Raw genomic sequence first — 19,445 nt, forward strand, 5'->3', positions numbered from 1 at the left:
GTAAATTGAATTATTCTGGGACAAGAAAATTACTCCAGGAATGCTGTTTAACGCTCAGGTCTGCGGCTGCTGGCCAGGAAGATCACCGCAATGATGGTGAGTCCGGTCAGAACGAGACGAACACCGGCACCGAAGCCATAGGTGTTGAGCATGGAGACTATGAGGAACATGAATAGTGCGGCACCCCAAATACCGGGGATGTTGGAATCGCCGCCTGCAACAGCTGTGCCACCGATGATGACCACGGCAATCGACATCAGCAGATATTCAGCGCCCATGTTGAGTGCCGCTCCGCCCGAGAAACAGGCAAGCAGAAACCCACAAAGAGAAGCGAGAACAGCGCAGAGCAGATAGGTGATGAAACGCGTACCATCGACCGGAACGCCTGCCATGCGTGCAGCAAACGGGTTTTGCCCAATGGCCGAAATCCACCGACCATAGATGCTTCTTTTAAGAAGCACCCAGCCAATGAGGGATAGTACCAGCGCCACGATTGCGACGTTGGGGATGCCAAGCGTTGACGACGTGGTGAACTGAGCCAAAACTTCCGGCGGCTTTACACGTAAGCCCCGATTGCTCCAGATTGCAGTCGACTGAATAAGGAAGCTCATCGACAGGGTCGCGATGATGGGTGGAATGCGCAGCAGCTTGATCAGCGCATAGTTGCAGATGCCAATTCCAAGCCCGATCAGCAGGGCAACAGCCAAACCTGCCAATACCATATTGTCCTGGGAATCCATCAGCTTGAGAGCCAATGTTGCAGCCAGCGTCATAGTAGCAGGCACTGACAGATCGATGTTGCCGGGTCCCAGCGTTATGACGAACATCTGCCCAAGACCAACAATCACGGAGAAGGAGGCGAAAGTGAAGGCCGCATAGGACAGACCATGTGCACCGGCCCCGCCTGTAAACAGGACAGTGATAATCCAGACCGCGATCGTCGCAACGAAAGACCAAATCCATGGACGACTTGTGAGAACAGAAATTGCGGTCATTGCTTTTTCTCACGGCTGTCGAGACGGTTGAGGAAGAGACGCAGGGCCAGAACGACGATCAGAATTCCTCCTTGCGCGCCAATCTGCCAGTCTGGCGAAATACGCATGAAGGAAAGGAATGAACCTGCAAGCGTCAGCGTCAGTGCGCCGATGACGGCACCGATGGGAGAGATACGTCCGCCGACAAATTCACCGCCTCCGAGAATGACACCTGCTATCGAGAGCAGCGTATAGCGCAGCGCAATATTGGCATCGGCTGAAGTCGTGAGGCCAACAAGTGCAATACCGGCAAGAACGGCAAAGAAAGCAGCCAATGCATAGGTACCTGCACGGATTGCGGTGATGGACCAGCCCGCGCGCTCGATGGAACGCGTATTGCCGCCTGCGCCGCGCATCAGCACGCCGAAAGTGGTCCGCATGACGATGAAATGCGTGACGATTGCGATCAGCACACTGGCAACGATAGCCATTGGCACAAATGGCGGCTTGGTGGTCATGATCCAGCGCGCCCAGTCTGGTGCCTGACCGCCGGGCGAGGGCAATAGCAGAACGGCCAGTCCGCCCCAGACAAAGCTCATACCAAGTGTCACGACAATGGACGGCAGATTGCGCAGGTGGATGATTGCACCCAAGGCCGCGTAGGCGGCAATGGCTGCGGCCAGGATAAGCACGCCGATGACCGGATTGGTGTTGAGATAAGTCGCGGCCACACAGACCACGAAGCTCACAAAAGTTCCCATCGAAAGATCAAGGTCGTTGACCGCCATGATGAGCATTTGCGCAATCGTAGCGAGTGCAATCGGCACCGCCAGATTGAACAGGAGATTGAGGCCGGTATAGCTCATGGCGCGGGGCTGCATGTAGAAGACAGCGGCCAGCAACAGAGCGAGTGAGAAAACCGGTGTTAGGAGGCGAAGGGATGATGCGGAGAGACGCATTATTCGTGTCCTCCCTCAAATGATGCAGCAAGCACGCTTTTTTCCGTGATTTCATCGCCGACGAGTTCTGTCACGATTGCACCGTCGCGGAAGACATAGACGCGATCACACAGTTCGATTTCGTCCATTTCGGTGGAATACCAGACAAAGGTTCGGCCATTTTCAGCTTCATGACGCAGGATTTCGTAGACTTCCTGCTTGGTGCCGACATCGACGCCGCGCATGGGGTCATCCATCAGAATGGCATTGGCGCTTGTCGCGAGTGCGCGCGCAAAAAGCACTTTCTGCTGGTTGCCGCCGGAGAGTGACAGAATACGATTGCCCATATCCGGTGTGCGGATCTGGATCTTGTCTTTCCACTGTGCGCCAAGCGTGTCTTCGCGGCTCTCATCAACGAGTTTCATGGATGACAGACGGTCAAGCGAACCGATTGTGAGGTTGTGAAGGATGCTCCAGAGCGGAAACGTTCCGTTGAGGCTGCGATCACCCGCAACGAAGGCTATCTCGCAATTGCGTGCAGGCAGCCAGTTTGGTCGGCGAGCATAATAAAGATCGAGCAACATCTTTGTTTGGCCATGACCGGCAAGCCCCGCAAGCCCGATAACTTCGCCTCTGAAAGCCTGAAACGGCTTAATGTCATTGGCACGCTTGGTGGATGCAAGCACAGGTTTGCCGCTTGAATCGACCTTTGCAGCCCGACGAGCAGATTTCTCGCGTTCCACGCTGCCCATGGCTTCCACAAGGCTACGATTGGTGAAATCTTTTGCCGCACGATTGGCAACGACCTTACCGTCCTTCATCACGACGATGCGGTCTGAGGTCGAGAGAATTTCACCAAGCATATGTGAAATAAGGATAACCGAGCCGCCTGTACCCACAAAGCGGCGGACATAGGCCATCAGCTGAGCCGCAATACCCGCATCAAGCGACGAAGTAGGTTCATCGAGAATAACCAGTTTAGGTGCTATGCTTGGTGCTGTAAAATTAATGGAGATTTCCACCATCTGCCGTTCGGCAATCGTGAGCTCATCGATTGTTGAAGAGCAATCAATCTTATGGCCGGGAAAAATCTCGCTGAGCTTGTGCGAAATGAGGTCAACCGCCTTGCCGCGCCAGTTCGCGCCCGTAAGGTCGCGCTGCATGATGCGCACATTTTCGGCAATCGTCAGATTAGGAAAGAGTGATAATTCCTGAAAGACGCAGCGAATACCGTGCTTGCGCGCAGTCACCACGCCGTGGCCTTCTTCGCCATGGTAGGAGATGCTGCCTTCATGCGGCGAAAGTCCGCCATTAATGACGTTGACGATGGTGGATTTGCCCGCGCCGTTATGGCCGACAAGTCCCACGCATTCGCCTTCATGGATCACAAGCTCAGCGCCATCCAGTGCCTTTACCGCACCGAACTGCACGCGAATATTGCGTGCGGCGACAACCTCGCGTTTGTCGATTGTTTCAGACATGCACCCGAACTGTATTAGAGATGAGGGAGGGGCAGGCATGAGACACGCCTACCCCGTGAGGAAAAGGATTACTTCGCTTCCGCGATGACCTTCTGTGCGTCTTCAAGCGAATATTCGACATTCGCAACGCCACCCTTTTGGGTGTTGCCGAGGTCCTTTTCGAGCGATTCCTGGCTGACGCTCAGGAACGGAACGACGAGGTCTTTCTTGACTTCCTTGCCGTCGAGGATCTGTTGCGCGACCCAGAAAGCAAGTGTTGAAACACCCGGCGCAATCGAAACCGACATGGTTTCATAGTTGTTCGCGTCTTTCTGCTGCTTCCACCACTGCAGTTCGTCCTCACGATTGCCCATGATGATGATCGGTGTTTCGCGCTTTGCAGCAGCAAATGCTTGCGCAGCGCCATAACCATCGCCACCCTGCGTCACGACTGCATCGATTTTAGGCAGGCTTGGCAGAACACCGGCAACCGCGCGCTGTGCAACGTCGGCCGCCCAATCGCCATGGACTGAGCCGACGATCTTGAAGTTCGGATGCTTTTTGACGCCTTCCTCGATACCAGCATGCATCTGGTCATCCACCGAAACGCCAGCTAGGCCGCGAATTTCAAGCAGATTGCCGCCTTCAGGCAGGCGCTTTGCAAGATATTCGACCTGACCTTCGCCCATCGCCTTGAAGTCCACCGCAATGCGCCATGCGCAAGGCTCGGTTACGATGCCGTCGAAGGAAACAACCGTGATGCCCGCATCGCAAGCTTCCTTGACTGCACCATTGAGTGCCGTCGGCGAAGCTGCATTGATGACGATAGCGTCGTAACCCTGCAAGATCATATTCTGAATTTGCGCGGCCTGCTCTGTCGCCTGATTTTCTGCGGTGGTGAAAGCGTCTGCTGCAGAAACCGTACCGGCAGTGACAGCTTCTTTCGTCACTTTGTCCCAGCTCTGAAGCATGGCCTGACGCCATGAGTTGCCAGCATAATTGTTCGAGAAGGCGATCTTCTTCGACGCTGTGTCGGCAAATGCACCGCCAGTCGCCATCACAGTGGCGAGTGCTGCGGATGCCAAAAGAATTTTCCCAAGCTTCATTTTATTCCTCCCAGTTACAAATTTGCGGTGCCGCAGCGTTCTTGACGCTTCGGTCCGTTTGAATCCTTATGTGCGAAGCCTCCCGCACAACCGCTCCTCAACGGTCCCAGTTTGCGCATCACATTACCTATTGTCTTGTGGGCAATTTTCTGGTGAAGCGAGAATGAAATAAATGCGTTGTCCTGTGAAGGCTGATCGAAGCAACCATGGTGCGGTTTCCTGCAGCATAATTGCGGGAACCCGCAAGACGTGTCACAGCATAATTTCTTAAACTGTAATCAGTTTAAGATGAAATTACGCAGCTATTTAAGATATTAGAGCGACTTTAATACGCCCGGTAGGGCGCAGCGCTCTATTGGCTAACGGCGTATGATAAGAAGCAAAGCAATCTGTCTTTGGGAGGAGAGTCGCTTGCTGGAATTAGCGCCTGAGCGCCTGCTCGACCATTATCTCAATATTTCGAGATTGCTGGCTGGCCAGCTGGATTTTGATTCCATCATTCAAGCGGTGGCAGCCGAGATCAATCATATCCTGCCCTATGACCACCTCGACGTTTGTATCAAGATGGTCGATGGCAAGTTTCACATCGCTTATGAAAGCGGGATCGAGACGGCCTGGAGCCGAAATCCGCCTGCGCTTCTATCAGGCAGTCCAATTCGCACTCTTCTATCGGGTGAAGTTGAATATCTGCTAACGGACGATGCGCGCACCGACACTCGGTTTCATTTCGAGGGGTCGTTTTCAACGCCGATCATCGAACATGATCTCAAGGCCCGTCTCCATGTACCGCTAAAGGCGCAAGGGGATATTATCGGGGCGCTGAGTTGCTCCAGTTTGCAGTCGGGCTGCTATTCAACACGGGATGTTGAAAACGCGCAGTCGATTGCCGATCTTCTGGCTCCATATTTCTTTGCGATCCGTGCTGCGGAACAGGCCAAACGGTCAGCTATTGTCGAGACGGAAGCGCGGGCGAGGGAGGAAGGATTGCGCTTTGGCGCCCTCAAACTCACCGAAGCGCTGGAGATTGAGCGGCATCGCATCGGCATGGATCTGCATGATCAGACGCTGGCAGACCTGACCCGTTTAGCGCGTCATGTCGAACGTTTGACGCGAGCCCCCGATCTTTCCGGCGAGCAACTGGAACCACTGTTTCGTGGCCTACAGCACTGCATGCAGGATTTGCGTCAAATCATTGAAGAAGCAAAACCTTCTGTGTTGCAGCTTTTTGGCTTCGCGCAGGCGACAGAGAACCATCTTGATCGTTCAATTCGCGAAAGCGGGGCTGCAATCGAGTGGTTTCTCGACGACTATAGCGAAGGTATGACGGAGAAGCTTGAGGAGACGGTTGCGACCTCGCTTTTCCGAATTGTGCAGGAAGCGATCAACAACGCGATCCGCCATGCGCTCGCCGGAGAAATCCGCGTTCGTCTTCGCGATAAGGGCGGGCGGCTTCTCGTCGAAGTTATGGATGATGGTATTGGTATGGACCGTCAGGCGCAGCGTACTGGTCATGGTATCGACAATATGCGCACACGTGCGCGGCTGATTTCGGCGAGCTTTGCCATCAGAAAGAATACGGAGGGCAGCGGCACATGCGTGACGATCCATCTGCCACTGGAAACATGTCAGTCAAGTGGAGGCTAGGATGCAGGTTCTGATCGTGGAAGATGATCCGTTGCATCGCACTTATCTGGGCGAAGCGATCCGCGCAGCATTGCCGGAGTGCAACGATGTGCTGGAAGCAGACAATGGTTCAGCGGGCGAGAAGCTCGCGCGGATGCATCGTTCTGCCCATATTGTAATGGATTTACAAATGAGCGGGCGAAATGGCATCGAAGCGGCTCGCACAATCTGGAAGGAAAATCCGGAAACCCGCATCCTGTTCTGGTCGAATTATGCTGATGAAGCCTATGTGCGCGGTGTCTCGCGCATCGTGCCGGAAGGGGCCGCCTACGGCTACGTGCTGAAGTCGGCATCTGATGACAAATTGCGACTGGCGTTGCGAAGCATTTTTGTCGAAGCGCAATGTGTGATCGATCGCGAAGTGCGTGGTTTGCAGCAGAAAAGCCTTGGTCACGCCAGCGGTTTCAGCGAAAGCGAATATGAAATTCTGATTGATATCGCACTCGGGCTGACTGATCGGGTGATCGCACGGCGGCGCAATCTGTCACTGCGAAGTGTGCAGAACAGACTACAGCAACTCTATGAAAAGCTGGGTGTTTATCAGGATAAGGGTGAGCCGGAGGAAGGACGTTTCAACCTCCGAGCTCGTGCAGTGACAGTCGCGTTTTTGCGCAAGCTTTTGAATTACAGCGCGCTGGAGCGCGCCGAAATTGAACTTAACGACTGGCTCAGCCGACAGCCGTCTTTAAACGACGCTGTTCCAGATCGAGGCCGAGCTCCTTCGCGCGAGCAATGATTGGCGCAAAGCGACGCTGCTTCTTTTCTGCGTGATTTGAAGCAATGTCAGCAATGCGGTGCTTGAGGAACGGGTTGAGGAAGCGCTCGCGAACGGTAACAACATAGGCTTCCGCCTGTTCGCCAAGGCCATCTGCGGCAAAAACCGGCAGAACTTCTTCGCGCCAAAGCGCTTCAAGTTCATTGCGGATCGTTTCGTCGTTCATTGCTTCCAGCACGATTTCATCTTTCGGACGATTGCCGTTCAGCCACTGTTCGGCAATGAAACTATGGCCGAGGTTGAGCAAGTAAAGCTTGAGACGCTCATAGAGCGCAAGATTATCCGTCAAGACGATATCGGGATGCGTGCAGGGCAGCGTCAGGCCATTCGCCTGCTCGATTGCCCAGATTGCATAGGGTTCGGCAATTGCGCCGACCGGATCAATCGGTTCTGATACGATGCGGTCAACGAGGCTGTTGGCAAAGACGCATTTGCTTTCGACCCATTGCGTGAAAGCCTTTGGCAGGCTCCATCTCTCAGCGAGATCAAGCACAATTGCGCGCAGCTTGTCGCCATTACGTGAGATCAGCTCACAAGGAAAAAGCGACAGCGGTGCATCTGGATTGACTTGCCAGCGATGGTGCAGCAGCACAAGCAGCTTGGCTGGAAAGCTCTTCGGAAGGCGGTCGGTTTCGGTGAGCAGAGTAACGTCATCGCTTGCGTCAAGTTCAAAACCCTTGTCGCCCGTATTGGACAGGATGACCTTAATCTTTGTTGCCAGCGTGCGGACCGTCTGCCAATCCGTATGAGCGGAATAGGCGGCAGTCACGCTTTTGGCTTGATGTTTCTCATCAATTGGTTCGTCACCTGTAAGGCCGCGAATGATGACCGGATAACCTTCGCCGCTATTAAGCGCTGCGATGCGCCGCGCACTTTCTGGATTGGAGGTGGTCTGAACGATTGCGATCGTTCCGATTGCGTCGCCCTTTGCAAGCGCTTCCGAAATGAAGAAATCCGCATGTCCGAGCAGAAAGCGGCTCGTTCCGAACTGTAGAATCGATGGCTGATCGGTCATGAAGTCCTCCCTTGAATAGGTTGGAATAGCTATTCCAGCGAGTAAAATTGGTCAAGCCACTCTTTAAAAGTCATCTAAAGCAAGCTGCGACAAAACTGACAAAATCATCAAAATCATGCAATAACAATGATATAGGTGATATTGCACTTTTTGCGTCTTCAAAATATGGTAAGGCCAATTTGGGAGATAGCATGAGTGAGCACATCGGCTCCGTGGAACCACGGAGGCTTTACCAACAGATTGCCGACCGGGTCAGGCTGTTGATCCGTGAGGGGCATTTTCCGGCTGGAAGCAGGCTTCCCGCTGAGCGTGAACTTGCGCATCAGCTGGGCGTGTCGCGACCGTCATTGCGTGAAGCACTCATCGCGCTTGAAATTGCAGGCAATGTTGAAATCCGCATGGGCTCCGGCATCTATGTTGCGGCCGAAGAAACGCGACTTCCAGCACAAGGCGGCTCGATTGGCGAAAGTCCGCTTGAAATCATGCAGGCGCGCTCACTGATTGAGGGTAGTGCTGTGCTCATGGCGTGCAGCCATATCACGCTTGATGCGCTGGATCGCCTGCGTGGCAACCTTGATGCCATGCGGTTGCAGATTGAGGCCGGTCGCAAACCCATCGAACTGGATCGACAGTTTCATCTCATTATTGCCGAGCAGTCTGGGAATTCGGTCGTGATGCGTATTGTACGCGACCTGTTTGATGAGCGGCATAGTCCACTCACAGCGCAGATGCGTACGCGTTACGAGAACGCCGAAACATGGACATATGCTTTGGCGGAACACGAGAAGATTTTTGCTGCCCTTGAAGCGAGGGATCCGCTTCTGGCACAGGCAGCGATGCGAACGCATCTGGATACATCAAAGCAGCGATGGATGGAGAACGAGCCTCGGGATTAGGTTCGAACATTTGCTGTAGCGGATTTGGGAGTGAGGTCAGAACTATGAACGATAAGGCTATTTCGGCTGTGACGCCGGTAATCCTTTTACATCCGTCCGACGATGTGGCGGTAGCGCGCATTTCGGTCCGTGCAGGAGACCCAATTGGGCTTGGCGATATCATCGCGCGCGATCTGATCGGGCGTGGCCACAAGGTGGCTTTGCGCGATATTTCGGCCGGCAAGGAAGTGCACAAATATGGTCAGGTGATTGGTGTTGCCATTCAGGATATTGCTGTTGGCGAGCATGTTCATCTGCATAATCTCGCAATGCTTCCATCAGAACATGAGCATCAGTTTTCGGTTGATATCGAAGAACGCGGAATGCTGCCGCAAGCAGAGCGTCGTCAGTTCATGGGTTATGATCGCGGGTTCGGCGGTGTTGGTACGCGTAACTATATTGGCGTCATTTCATCGGTAAACTGCTCGGCCACGGTTTCGCGCTATATCGCGGATTATTTTAACCGCATGGGCGGTCTCGATGGCTTCGAGAATGTCGATGGCGTGGTGGCGCTAACCCATGGCAGTGGCTGTGCGCTTAACACCAAATCGGAAGGCTATCGCCTGCTGACCCGGACAATTCAGGGCTACGCCAAACATCCGAATTTCGGTGGCATTCTGCTGATCGGTCTTGGCTGTGAAACCAACCAGATCGCGCCGATTATGGAGCATTATCGCATGGAAGAGGGTACGCGCCTGCGCACCATGACGATCCAGCAACATGGCGGTACCCGCAAGACCATTGATCACGCAATTGCCGAAATCAAGGAAATGCTGCCGCTGGTGAATTCTGCCAAGCGCACACCACAGCCTTTGTCGAAGCTGAAAGTCGCGCTCGAATGCGGTGGCTCTGACGGTTATTCGGGTATTTCTGCAAATCCGGCTTTGGGTTATGCGTCTGATCTTATCGTGCGTAATGGTGGCACGACCGTTCTATCTGAAACGCCAGAAATCTATGGCGCAGAACATCTGCTGACGCGCCGCGCTGTTACGCCTGCGGTAGCTGAGAAGCTGTTGCAGCGTATCGATTGGTGGCGTGATTATACGGCGCGCAACGGTGACGAGCTGAACAACAATCCATCGCACGGAAACAAGCTTGGTGGCCTGACCACGATTCTTGAAAAGTCGCTGGGTGCTGTTGCCAAAGGTGGCTCGATGCCGCTTAAGGCCGTCTATGAATTTGCTGAGACCGTCACGGAACAGGGTTTCACATTCATGGATACGCCGGGCTATGACCCGGTTGCTGTGACGGGGCAGGTTGCCGGCGGTTGCAATGTGATCTGCTTCACGACTGGTCGCGGATCGGTCTCAGGTTTCAAGCCAGCGCCCTGCATCAAAATCGCGACCAATTCCGAAATGTACGAGCACATGAAGGAAGACATGGACTTCAATTGCGGTGGCATCGTCACAGGGGACGAAACCATCGAAGAGTCCGGTACGCGCATTTTCGAACACATTATCGCAGTCGCTTCGGGTGAGCAGACGCTCAGCGAAATCTACGATTATGGCGATAACGAATTCGTACCTTGGCAGGTCGGTGCCGTAACCTGATCTGCCCTTTATTCAATGACGACTGACAGGAATATTTCGATGGTCAAAGCTCTGCGTATCGAGAGCGAAAACGTTACCCGTTTTGCTAAAATTCCCGAAGCACCCCTCCTGCCTGGTCATGTCCGGGTTAACGTGCGTCATGTGGGACTTTGCGGCAGCGATCTGAATACGTTCAAAGGACTAAATCCTCTGGTCGAACTTCCCCGTATTCCGGGTCACGAAATTGGCGGCGAGATCATCGAAGCAGGTGAGGGCGTGAGTGCTGCTTATGCCAAGGGTAAGCGCGTTATCGTGTTGCCTTATACCAATTGCGGTACCTGCTCGTCGTGCCGTAAAGGCCGATTGAATGCCTGTCGCTACAATAAGACTCTCGGCGTTCAGCAGAATGGCGGACTGGCAGAACAGATTGTCCTTCCAGCCGAAAAGCTCATTCTGAACGAAAGCTTGGCACCACGTCATCTGGCATTGGTTGAACCGCTTTCTGTTGGATTTCATGCTGTTGAGCGCGGGCGCGTCGAGGCTGGCGACACGGTTGCCGTTCTCGGCTGTGGCATGATCGGTATGGGCGTGCTGATCGGTGCGATTGCGCGTGGAGCCAAGGTTATCGCGATTGATCCAAGTGCGGAAAAGCGCGAACTGGCGCTGAAGTTTGGCGCTACGCACGCTCTGCCGGGTGGTGAAGGTGTGGTTGCATCCGTGCAGGAACTTACCAATGACGATGGTGTGGATATTGCTTTTGAAGCGGTCGGACTGCCGATCACTTTCACTCAGGCGGTTGACCTCGCAGGCTTTGCTGGTCGTGTGGTCTATGTCGGCTATTCCAAGTCGCCAGTGACCTATCAGACCCAGTTCTTCAATCTCAAAGAACTTGACATCATGGGCTCGCGCAATGCGACGCTCACCGATTTTGAAGCTGTCATCGCGCATCTTGAAAAGCTCGGAAACGATGCAGCTCTGCTTATCTCGAAGGTGTTTCCATTTGAGGAAGCTGAACAGGCGCTGTCTTATTGGGACGGCGACCGTAACATCCTGAAAATCATCATTGAACGCAACTGAATCGAAGCAAATGCTCCGTGTCGGGAAGGACGGCATTGAGCGCTAGTGGAGGAAACCGGCCTCGTGGCCATTGTTTGAAGACCCCAAAAGGGAGGAATATCATGAAGAAACTCGTTACCGGCATGATCGCCGCTGGCATGTTGTTGGCAGGAAGCGTGGCAGTCTATGCTGCCAACGTGTCGATCAAAGTTGCCTATGAAAACAACCCGGGCGAGCCTTTTGATGAGGTGATGCATTACTGGAAAGACGATCTTGCCAAGCGCAGCAATGGCGAAATCACGCTTGAGCTTTATCCAAGCTCGCAGCTAGGTTCCAAGAAGGATGTGACCGAGCAGGCCATGATGGGCCTCAATGTCGTGACGATTTCCGATGTTGGCTTTCTGGCAGAATATGATCCGGACCTCGGCGTGCTTTATGGCCCGTTCCTGACGGATGATCCGGCACAACTTTTCAAGGTGTATGACGGTCCTTGGTTCAAGGAGAAAAGCGAAGAACTGAAAAAGAAGGGCATTCACATCGTAATGCCGAACTATCTTTACGGTATTCGTCAGATCATTTCCAAGAAGCCGATCCGCACGCCTGAAGACCTTAAGGGCCTGAAAATCCGCGTGCCAAACAACGTCATGCAGATCAAAACCTTTGAAGCCATGGGCGCTACACCAACTCCTATGCCTCTGGGAGAAACCTTCCCGGCACTGGCGCAAGGTGTGATCGATGGCGTCGAAAATCCAATTTCGGTTCTCTATGGCCAGAAATTCCAGGAAGAAGCCAAGTATCTGAGCAAGGTCGGGTATCTGACCAACGTTGCACTCATCGTCGGTGGTGAAGCCTTCTTCTCGACGCTGCCAGAAGAACAGCTCAAGATGATCCATGAATCTGCTTATGATGCAGGTCTCTACAGCCAGAAGCTTACGATCGAAAAAGACAATGAAATGATCGAAAAGATGAAGGAAGCAGGCGTCGAAGTGATCGATGTCGATCGTGCTCCTTTCAAGGCGCTTGCTGAAAAGGTCTACACGCAGTTCCCGGAATGGTCGCCAGGTCTTTACGAAAAGATCAAAGCTGAACTGAACTAATCCCCTTCAATCCGGATATTGCCATGTCGCAGATTGGGTCGTGACCCTCGCTGCGGCATGGCTCCGTCATGGAATTTAATCCGATGAAACTTTTTGAAAAACTGATCGACTGGTTGGCCGCAGCGCCGCTTTTCGTGTTGCTGGCGATGTTCAACGCCGCGGTCGTCATGCGCTATTGGATGCATCAACCGCTGCAATGGACTGAAGAGATGGCCGGTCTGTTGATGATCTGGATCATTATGCTGGGCAGTGTTGCGGCTGAGCGCACTAACCAGCATCTCGCAATTCCGATGCTCGTGGACATGTTCTCATACAAGGTCCGCGACATCATCAATTCTGTGATCGGAATTCTCTCCGGGCTCTTTCTGCTTTATGTGTCCTATGCCGGTTATAAGCTTTCGGTCGCAGCGCAGTTCAAAGTGACCGATGTGCTTCGCGTTTCCTATTTCTGGATCGACATCGCAGTGCCTGTCGGCTTTGTGATTATCGCTTGTTACATGTTCGCTGGCGCTTTCAAAACCTTGCGCGCCGCCTTTGCGGGAGGCAAGGCATGAATCTGACCACTATCGTTCTCATCATGCTGGCGCTGATCGCGCTCAACATGCGCCTGTACGTTGCTATTCTGATTGCCGTTTTCACTTACTTCATCTTCTTCAATCAGATGCCAATCGCAATCGCTGTTCAGCGTTTTATCAGCCCTGCACAGAATACGTCTCTGCTCGCTATTCCGTTCTTCATCATGCTTGGCACCGTTATGTCGCATACCGGTATCGCCGAGCGGCTAATCAAGGTTGCTGATATTCTGGTCGGCCGTATGCGCGGTGGTATGGCGCTGACCAACATCATGGTTTCGACCCTGATGGGGGGTGTCAGTGCGTCCAATCTTGCAGATAGCGCCATGCTTACCCGCATGATGGTTCCGGAAATGGTCAAGCGCGGCTATGACAAGGCATTCTCCTGTGCCGTGACAGCTGCTGGCTCGCTCATTACACCGATCATTCCTCCCGGTATTGCGCTGATTATTTATGGTCTGATTGCTGACGTATCGATTGGCAAGATGTTCATGGCGGGTGTCATTCCTGGACTTCTTGGCGCGGTCATTCTGATGATTGCAGCCTACATCACTTCGGTAAAGCGTGGTTACAAGCCAAGCCGGGAGACGCGGATGAGCGGTGCGGAAGTTGCATCCACTCTTGCATCTGCCTGGCCTGCGGTATTCCTGCTGTTCGCCATTATCGGCGGTATCCGCATGAATATCTTCACGCCGACAGAAGCCGGCGCGGTCGCGGTTACGCTCGTGCTGATCATCGGGTTTGTGATCTATCGCGAAATGCGTGTGTCACACGTAGTCGACTCGCTGATCGAAACCGCGAAATCGACGGCTTCCGTCATGCTGGTTATCATGGCCTCATCGGCACTCGCATGGGTGTTTTCGCTCGAGCAGGCCGGTCAGTCACTGATGCAGCTGATTTCGTCCTTCACGAGCAATCCTTATGCATTCCTGCTAGCGGTTAACGTGATCCTGCTGCTTCTTGGCGCATTGATCGAAGGTACAGCACTGATGATTGTGCTGGTTCCACTGTTGATGCCAACTGTGAAGGCTTTGGGCATTGATCCGGTGCATTTCGGCATTGTCGTCATCGTCAATCTTTCGATTGGAACGCTGACACCGCCCGTTGGTACTGTCATGTTGATGGTGTGTAATATCGCAAAGGTCAGAGTGGGTGACTTCACCCGTCAGGCATTCAGCATGTATCTGGCACTGTTCATCCTGCTTGCGCTGGTAACTTATGTGCCATTCATCTCTACGTTTCTGGCACATTAGAGCGCGTTTCGATCTGATTGGATCAGATTGGCGCTCTAACGCATTCTATTGAAAGCATAATCTTATCGATCCTCGTTTCACTCCGGTCGGATTATGCTCTAATGAAAAAAGCGCGGGAGGCTTCCCGCGCTTTTTGTTTTACGCCCAAGGGTTATCTACACGCGGCCATATTGGCCGCGTCATTTTTTGGTAGTTCGTAGCTCTCGGATTGACGGGATAAGAACTCGGTGCGTCGACATAGATGATCTCGGCTGCAATGGGCGCAAACCCTGCATGAAAATGATTGGTCGATTTGACGACCAAAATGTCTTTTAGCATCGGATCAATACCGATATTGGAGAAAACATCCGGCTCAAAAGTTTGTGTGCGGTTGGTATTGAGAATGACGTCGATTTCGGTCCCGTCAATACGCACAACTGCCGACGGTCCGAGCGTCACACGACTAAGACCAAAGCTCTGCCAGCCTTCGGGCAAAACTTTCATAACCGTCACGCGCGCATCAATTGGTTCTCCGGCCTGTGGACCAGATTTGCCGCCTATGCGCAGATCAATCACGGCGCCTTCGCCTGCCGCATGGCAGAAAGTGACGGCCAGTGTATCCCATATGGTCGCAACCGCGGCTTTCCGGATACCGCGCTCTATCAAGCGGCGCAGAATATGGGTGCCGTCGCCCGCAACGCCACCACCTGGATTATCCCATACATCGGCAATGACAGCGGGCTTTGCCGGGTTGACCGCATGTGCCGCAATCGCGCGGTCAATGCCGTCATCGATGCTGTACATGGTCATCAATGTCTGCTCGCGCATCCCGATAAGCTCTTGCCCCAGTTTTTCTGCGAGCGCATCGCCTTTTGCGCGGTCGTTGTCGGTGACGACAAGAATGCGCGTCCCCATTTCAGGAACATCCGCTGCCATGAAACCATGAATGACGGAGATGGATAGAATTCCGTCCCGGCCATGCATGGCCTTGATACGATCGATGAACGAGCGCATCGGTTCCTTGCTTGTGGGGAACACCCCGATCATGCGGCAGTCAAAGGTGGAAATGATCGGCTTGATGTTGCCCTTTAAGGTATCGAGCGCCATCGACACGACATGTTCGCCGCGTTCATAAAAATCCGTGTGAGGAAATTCGAGGAAAGCAGCGTAAATATTCAGGTTCTGGACACGTTTTTGGGTGAGATGGCTATGCGGGTCGAACTCGCTGGCAACCAGAATATCCGGTCCCACGATTGCGCGTACACGCTCAAGCAGATCGCCTTCGCAATCATCATAGCCTTGGGCAACCATGGCGCCATGCAGGCCAAGTACCACGGCGTCCACCGGCATCGCAGCTTTCAACTGTTCAAGGATTTCATCACGCAGTTCTTCAAAGGCTTGCTTCTGCAGCAAGCCGCCAGGTTCAGCCCAAGTGGCTGTGCCTTCGATTACTGTCAGCCCTTCTGCAGCGGCTCGCTTTCTCAATGCCACGATTGGCGATGAACACAGCGTCGGCGTATCAGGGTGTTTGCCCGGTGCGGCATAAAAAGCCATTTCAAACGACGCGCGGTCGGTTGGTACGGGCGAAAATGTATTGGTTTCAGTAGCAAGCGACGCGGTGAAAATACGCATATTGTCTGCCCGGGCTATTTTTGCGGTGCGTAGGCGATGGCTTCGATCTCGATCTTGATGTCAATCATCAGACGGGATTCGACCGTTGTGCGTGCAGGAGGATCTTTCGGAAAATACGTCGCGTAAACCGCATTCATACGCCCAAAATCACGCGCATCTTCGAGCCAGATGGTCGTTTTGACGACGTCTTCCATGCTGGCCCCTGCAAGGGCCAGCGCTGCTTTGACATTTTCGAGCACTTGGGCGGTTTGTGCTTCGATCCCACCCTCGACAATTCTGCCATTTGCGCCCATTGGCACCTGACCGGAAATATAGACGGTGTCGCCAGCACGCACGGCGGGGGATAGCGGCACATGTGATGCGCCGAATGCCTGTTTCTTGGACATGTTGAACTCCGCTTATTTTACAGCGCCGAGCGAAAGACCTTTGATGAGGTAACGCTGCAGCCATATGAATAGGATCGCGACGGGTAGAGTGGCGACAAGCGTTGCGGCCATGACATAGTGCCATTCAACGGTGTATCGGCCTGCCACCAGCGAGAAAACCTGGATTGGAAGCGTGTAACTGTCCTGACTGCGCAACATGGTCAGAGCCACCACGAATTCGTTCCATGCATTGATGAAAGTGAAGATCGCAGTTACGGCGATGGCAGGTATGCAGAGCGGCAGAAACACTTTGACGAGCGTTTTGAAGCGGCCAGCACCTTCCATCCAGGAGGCTTCTTCAAGGTCCTTGGGAATGGTGTCGAAATAGCTTTGCAACATCCAGACGGTGAAGGCGATGTTAAAGGCCATGTAAATCGCGCCAACCGCCGAGACGCTCTCGATCAATCCGTAAGCTGCAAGCAGACGGAACAGGCCCAGCACCAGAACGATCGGCGAAATCATCTGTGAGACAAGCAGGAACTGACGGAACGCACCATGACCTGCAAAGTGAAAACGCGACATCGCATAGGCAGCCGGGATAGACACGATGATTGCGCCAACCGATGCGATGACCGACACATAAAACGAGTTCAGCAATGCGTTGCCGAAGCCAGTGCGTACCCACATTTCAGAAAAATTCTGCCAGCGGAATTCGCTTGGCCACCATGTTGGCGAGAGCACTTCCTGTGGCGGTTTCACGGCAGTCAAAAACATGACCGCAAAGGGAAACAGCGTCAGCACGATCAGCGGCGCGAGGATAATCCAGGCGAGGATGGTGCGTTTGACTTTGGATGCGATCATGTGCGTTCGCTCCGCATGGATAGCCGGATATAGATGGCTGTGAAAACCAGAAGAATGGCGAGCATGATCAGCGAGACAGCCGAAGCTTCACCGAGTTTTCCGAGCCTGAAAGCCAGCTTGTAAAGATGGGTCACAAGAATATCGGTCGTGTTTGCCGGTCCACCCTGCGTCATGACCCAGATGATCGGGAATGAGTTGAACACATAGATCGTGTTGAGAACGATTGCGATGTTCACGAAAGGCTTGAGCAACGGCAAGGTGATTTCACGAAATTGCTGCCAGAGGCTGGCGCCTTCCAACGACGACGCTTCATAAAGATCGTCTGGAATGGAGGAAAGGCCACCAAGAAAGATTGTTGTTGTGAACGGTACAGTAACCAGAATGCCGACAAGTATCTGCATCGGAAAGGCTGTTGTGGCACTGGCCAGCCATTGGATGTTGCTGTCAATGATACCGAGATTGCGCAATGCCGAGTTAAGCATGCCGCTTTCACCGTTCAGCGCCCAACGCCAGACGATGGCTGTCATAGTCAAAGAGACGGCCCACGGCAGCATAACAATGACGCGCGCGACGGACCGACCGTAAAAATCCATATTCAGGATGATCGCAACCGGTATGGAAACGACAAGCGCACCACCGACAACGGCTACGGTCCAAACGGCTGTTCGCCACAATGCGTTCAGAAAATCCGGTGACGCGAAAAGGGCTGAGAAGTTTGCACCATCGTTGAAATCGCGTAATTGCCCGAAACGGTTTACATCGTGCGTGGCAATCTCAAAGAGATGCACGACCGGCCAGAAGATCACTACCGCAGCCAGCAGCAGGCTTGGCAGGATCAGAAAATAGGGCAGGGTGCGATTTTGCATCGGCCAAAAATTCCACGGAAGAAAAGGGACCCGGCAGCAGAACAGTTTAAACTGTCTACAGTTTCCGTCCGCTGCCGGGGTGATGGGATTACTTCTTCAGGATTGCATCCGCCTTAGCGGCAGCTTCCTTAAGAACAGCTTCCGGTTCGCCTTGACCAAGATAGATGCTCTGCATCGCATTGGACGTAATATCGGCGATTTCTTCCCAGCCCGGAATGATTGGCGCAAAGCGCGCATCAGGGAGCAAGGCAGTGAAAGCAGCGAGATCGGCATTATTGACGTAATAATCCATCTTCGCTTCTTCCTTGTTCACAGGAAGGAAACCTTCACCCTGTGTGAACTTGGCGCGCCATTCTGTCTGGAACAGGAAGTCGAGAACCTTCCAGGCCTCTTCCTTGTTCTTCGAGTTCTGGAACATGATAACGGAGTCCGTTACGCCATAAGTACCACGTGCGCCCGTTGGACCAGCAGGAATTGCAGTCACACCATATTTCAGATTTGGTGCTTCTTCTTTGATCTGGTTCGACAGGAACGGCGCAGTGATCATCATGCCGACCTTGCCCTGCTTGAAGAGGTTCTGAACATCTTCACGCGCATAGGACGTAACGCCCGGCTGGGTAAGACCACCATCGATCATCGACTTGTAGAGCTTGGCAGCTTCAAGCGCACCCGGTGTACTCAGGCCAGAAGTGCCATCCTTGTTGAGGATTTCTGCACCCTGCGACCACATCGCATAATAGTAATAAACGTCAGTTTCGATTTCTTTGCCCTGTAGACCGAAACCGTAATTCTCACCGCCAAGTGCCTTGATCTTCTCTGCTGCGGCCTTTACCTCATCCCAGTTTGCTGGTGGATTGGCGACGCCAGCCTTTTCGAGCAGGTCTTTGTTGTAGTACATAGCGCGAGCCGATGCAGCGATCGGCAGGCCGTATGTCTTGTCTTCCAGCACCGAAGGCGACAGGAATGTTTCGATGAAACGTCCCTTGAATGCATCGTCCATATAGCCATCAAGTGGCTCTGCGATGCCCTGCTGTACGAAGTCGATCAGCCAGCGCGTGCCAATGATCGAAAGATCGGCATTGGTGCCAGCTGAAATGTCGGTGGTCAGTTTCTGAAGAAGTACATCCCATGGCACGATCTCGAACTTGAGCGTGATGCCTGGGTTCTCGGCTTCGAAAGCCTTCTTTACTTCTTCAAAGTATGGGCCGGTCTTCGAGCTGTATTCAGCGACCGTCATACGCACTTCGCCAGCCTGTGCAGCTGAACCAATTGCCAGAATGCTCAATCCAGCCAAAAGGCCGGCCTTCCATTTATTGATAGACATTTTCCCGTTCCCTTGTTTGCCCATG

The 19,445-nt window shown here is 53.3% G+C and carries 18 protein-coding genes; 8 read left to right on the plus strand and 10 right to left on the minus strand.

Features of this window, described 5'->3' with window-relative positions; genetic code table 11:
• Positions 1-47: 47 nt before the first annotated feature.
• From QBD00_RS08165 to QBD00_RS08180, 4 genes are all read right to left on the minus strand, one after another.
• Entirely contained in the window at positions 48-995 is a 948-nt protein-coding gene (locus QBD00_RS08165; protein WP_151091992.1) for an ABC transporter permease, read from the minus strand.
• The gene (locus QBD00_RS08170) at positions 992-1,933 is read right to left on the minus strand and encodes an ABC transporter permease (RefSeq protein ID WP_318579157.1); all 942 of its coding nucleotides are present in this window, start codon (positions 1,931-1,933) and stop codon (positions 992-994) included. Before QBD00_RS08170 ends, QBD00_RS08165 begins: the two co-directional genes overlap by 4 nt.
• Positions 1,933-3,393, minus strand: a complete 1,461-nt coding sequence (locus tag QBD00_RS08175; RefSeq protein WP_318579158.1) for a sugar ABC transporter ATP-binding protein — start codon at positions 3,391-3,393, stop codon at positions 1,933-1,935. The genes QBD00_RS08170 and QBD00_RS08175 overlap by 1 nt, the downstream gene beginning before the upstream one ends.
• Before the next feature lie 68 nt (positions 3,394-3,461).
• Entirely contained in the window at positions 3,462-4,478 is a 1,017-nt protein-coding gene (locus QBD00_RS08180) for a substrate-binding domain-containing protein (protein WP_151091998.1), read from the minus strand.
• A gap of 411 nt (positions 4,479-4,889) precedes the next feature.
• Between QBD00_RS08180 and QBD00_RS08185 the strand changes: the two genes are divergently transcribed.
• Entirely contained in the window at positions 4,890-6,122 is a 1,233-nt protein-coding gene (locus tag QBD00_RS08185) for a sensor histidine kinase (protein ID WP_318579159.1), read from the plus strand.
• Position 6,123: 1 nt separating this feature from the next.
• Positions 6,124-6,897, plus strand: a complete 774-nt coding sequence (locus QBD00_RS08190) for a response regulator transcription factor (protein WP_191793306.1) — start codon at positions 6,124-6,126, stop codon at positions 6,895-6,897.
• On the opposite strand, the gene QBD00_RS08195 is transcribed toward QBD00_RS08190, so the two are convergent.
• Positions 6,830-7,951 carry a mannitol dehydrogenase family protein gene (locus QBD00_RS08195; RefSeq protein ID WP_318579160.1) on the minus strand — a complete coding sequence of 374 codons (1,122 nt, stop codon included), beginning with the start codon at positions 7,949-7,951 and terminating at the stop codon, positions 6,830-6,832. The genes QBD00_RS08190 and QBD00_RS08195 overlap by 68 nt on opposite strands.
• Before the next feature lie 191 nt (positions 7,952-8,142).
• Here QBD00_RS08195 and QBD00_RS08200 point away from each other — a divergent pair, with 191 nt between their 5' ends.
• The 6 genes from QBD00_RS08200 to QBD00_RS08225 all read left to right on the plus strand — a co-directional run bounded on the left by QBD00_RS08200 (position 8,143) and on the right by QBD00_RS08225 (position 14,393).
• The gene (locus QBD00_RS08200) at positions 8,143-8,847 is read left to right on the plus strand and encodes a FadR/GntR family transcriptional regulator (protein WP_095444242.1); all 705 of its coding nucleotides are present in this window, start codon (positions 8,143-8,145) and stop codon (positions 8,845-8,847) included.
• Positions 8,848-8,891: 44 nt separating this feature from the next.
• Complete coding sequence (locus QBD00_RS08205; protein ID WP_318579161.1) at positions 8,892-10,436, plus strand: altronate dehydratase family protein; 1,545 nt, start codon at positions 8,892-8,894, stop codon at positions 10,434-10,436.
• A gap of 39 nt (positions 10,437-10,475) precedes the next feature.
• On the plus strand, positions 10,476-11,492 hold the full coding sequence (locus tag QBD00_RS08210; protein WP_318579162.1) for a zinc-binding alcohol dehydrogenase family protein: 1,017 nt from the start codon (positions 10,476-10,478) through the stop codon (positions 11,490-11,492).
• Positions 11,493-11,593: 101 nt separating this feature from the next.
• Positions 11,594-12,568, plus strand: coding sequence for a C4-dicarboxylate TRAP transporter substrate-binding protein (locus tag QBD00_RS08215; RefSeq protein WP_264230706.1), 975 nt, complete (start codon positions 11,594-11,596; stop codon positions 12,566-12,568).
• 83 nt (positions 12,569-12,651) lie between these two features.
• Positions 12,652-13,122 (plus strand): TRAP transporter small permease, encoded by a 471-nt coding sequence (locus QBD00_RS08220; protein ID WP_318579163.1) that lies wholly within the window; start codon positions 12,652-12,654, stop codon positions 13,120-13,122.
• Positions 13,119-14,393, plus strand: coding sequence for a TRAP transporter large permease (locus tag QBD00_RS08225; RefSeq protein ID WP_318579164.1), 1,275 nt, complete (start codon positions 13,119-13,121; stop codon positions 14,391-14,393). Before QBD00_RS08220 ends, QBD00_RS08225 begins: the two co-directional genes overlap by 4 nt.
• 138 nt (positions 14,394-14,531) lie before the next feature.
• Here the strand turns inward: QBD00_RS08225 and QBD00_RS08230 are convergent, their stop codons facing one another.
• The 5 genes from QBD00_RS08230 to QBD00_RS08250 all read right to left on the minus strand — a co-directional run bounded on the left by QBD00_RS08230 (position 14,532) and on the right by QBD00_RS08250 (position 19,420).
• Positions 14,532-16,004, minus strand: coding sequence for a M81 family metallopeptidase (locus QBD00_RS08230; protein WP_318579165.1), 1,473 nt, complete (start codon positions 16,002-16,004; stop codon positions 14,532-14,534).
• Positions 16,005-16,018: 14 nt separating this feature from the next.
• Positions 16,019-16,390 (minus strand): RidA family protein, encoded by a 372-nt coding sequence (locus QBD00_RS08235; RefSeq protein WP_128093808.1) that lies wholly within the window; start codon positions 16,388-16,390, stop codon positions 16,019-16,021.
• Between the two features lie 12 nt (positions 16,391-16,402).
• Positions 16,403-17,230: a carbohydrate ABC transporter permease gene (locus QBD00_RS08240; protein WP_191793300.1), complete on the minus strand. Its 828-nt coding sequence runs from the start codon at positions 17,228-17,230 to the stop codon at positions 16,403-16,405.
• Positions 17,227-18,096: a carbohydrate ABC transporter permease gene (locus tag QBD00_RS08245; RefSeq protein ID WP_151092014.1), complete on the minus strand. Its 870-nt coding sequence runs from the start codon at positions 18,094-18,096 to the stop codon at positions 17,227-17,229. The genes QBD00_RS08240 and QBD00_RS08245 overlap by 4 nt, the downstream gene beginning before the upstream one ends.
• Positions 18,097-18,184: 88 nt before the next feature.
• On the minus strand, positions 18,185-19,420 hold the full coding sequence (locus QBD00_RS08250) for an ABC transporter substrate-binding protein (protein ID WP_151092016.1): 1,236 nt from the start codon (positions 19,418-19,420) through the stop codon (positions 18,185-18,187).
• Between the last annotated feature and the right edge of the window lie 25 nt (positions 19,421-19,445).

It is taken from the genome of Ochrobactrum sp. AN78 (assembly GCF_029909885.1).
GTDB classification, from domain to species: Bacteria; Pseudomonadota; Alphaproteobacteria; order Rhizobiales; family Rhizobiaceae; genus Brucella; species Brucella quorumnocens.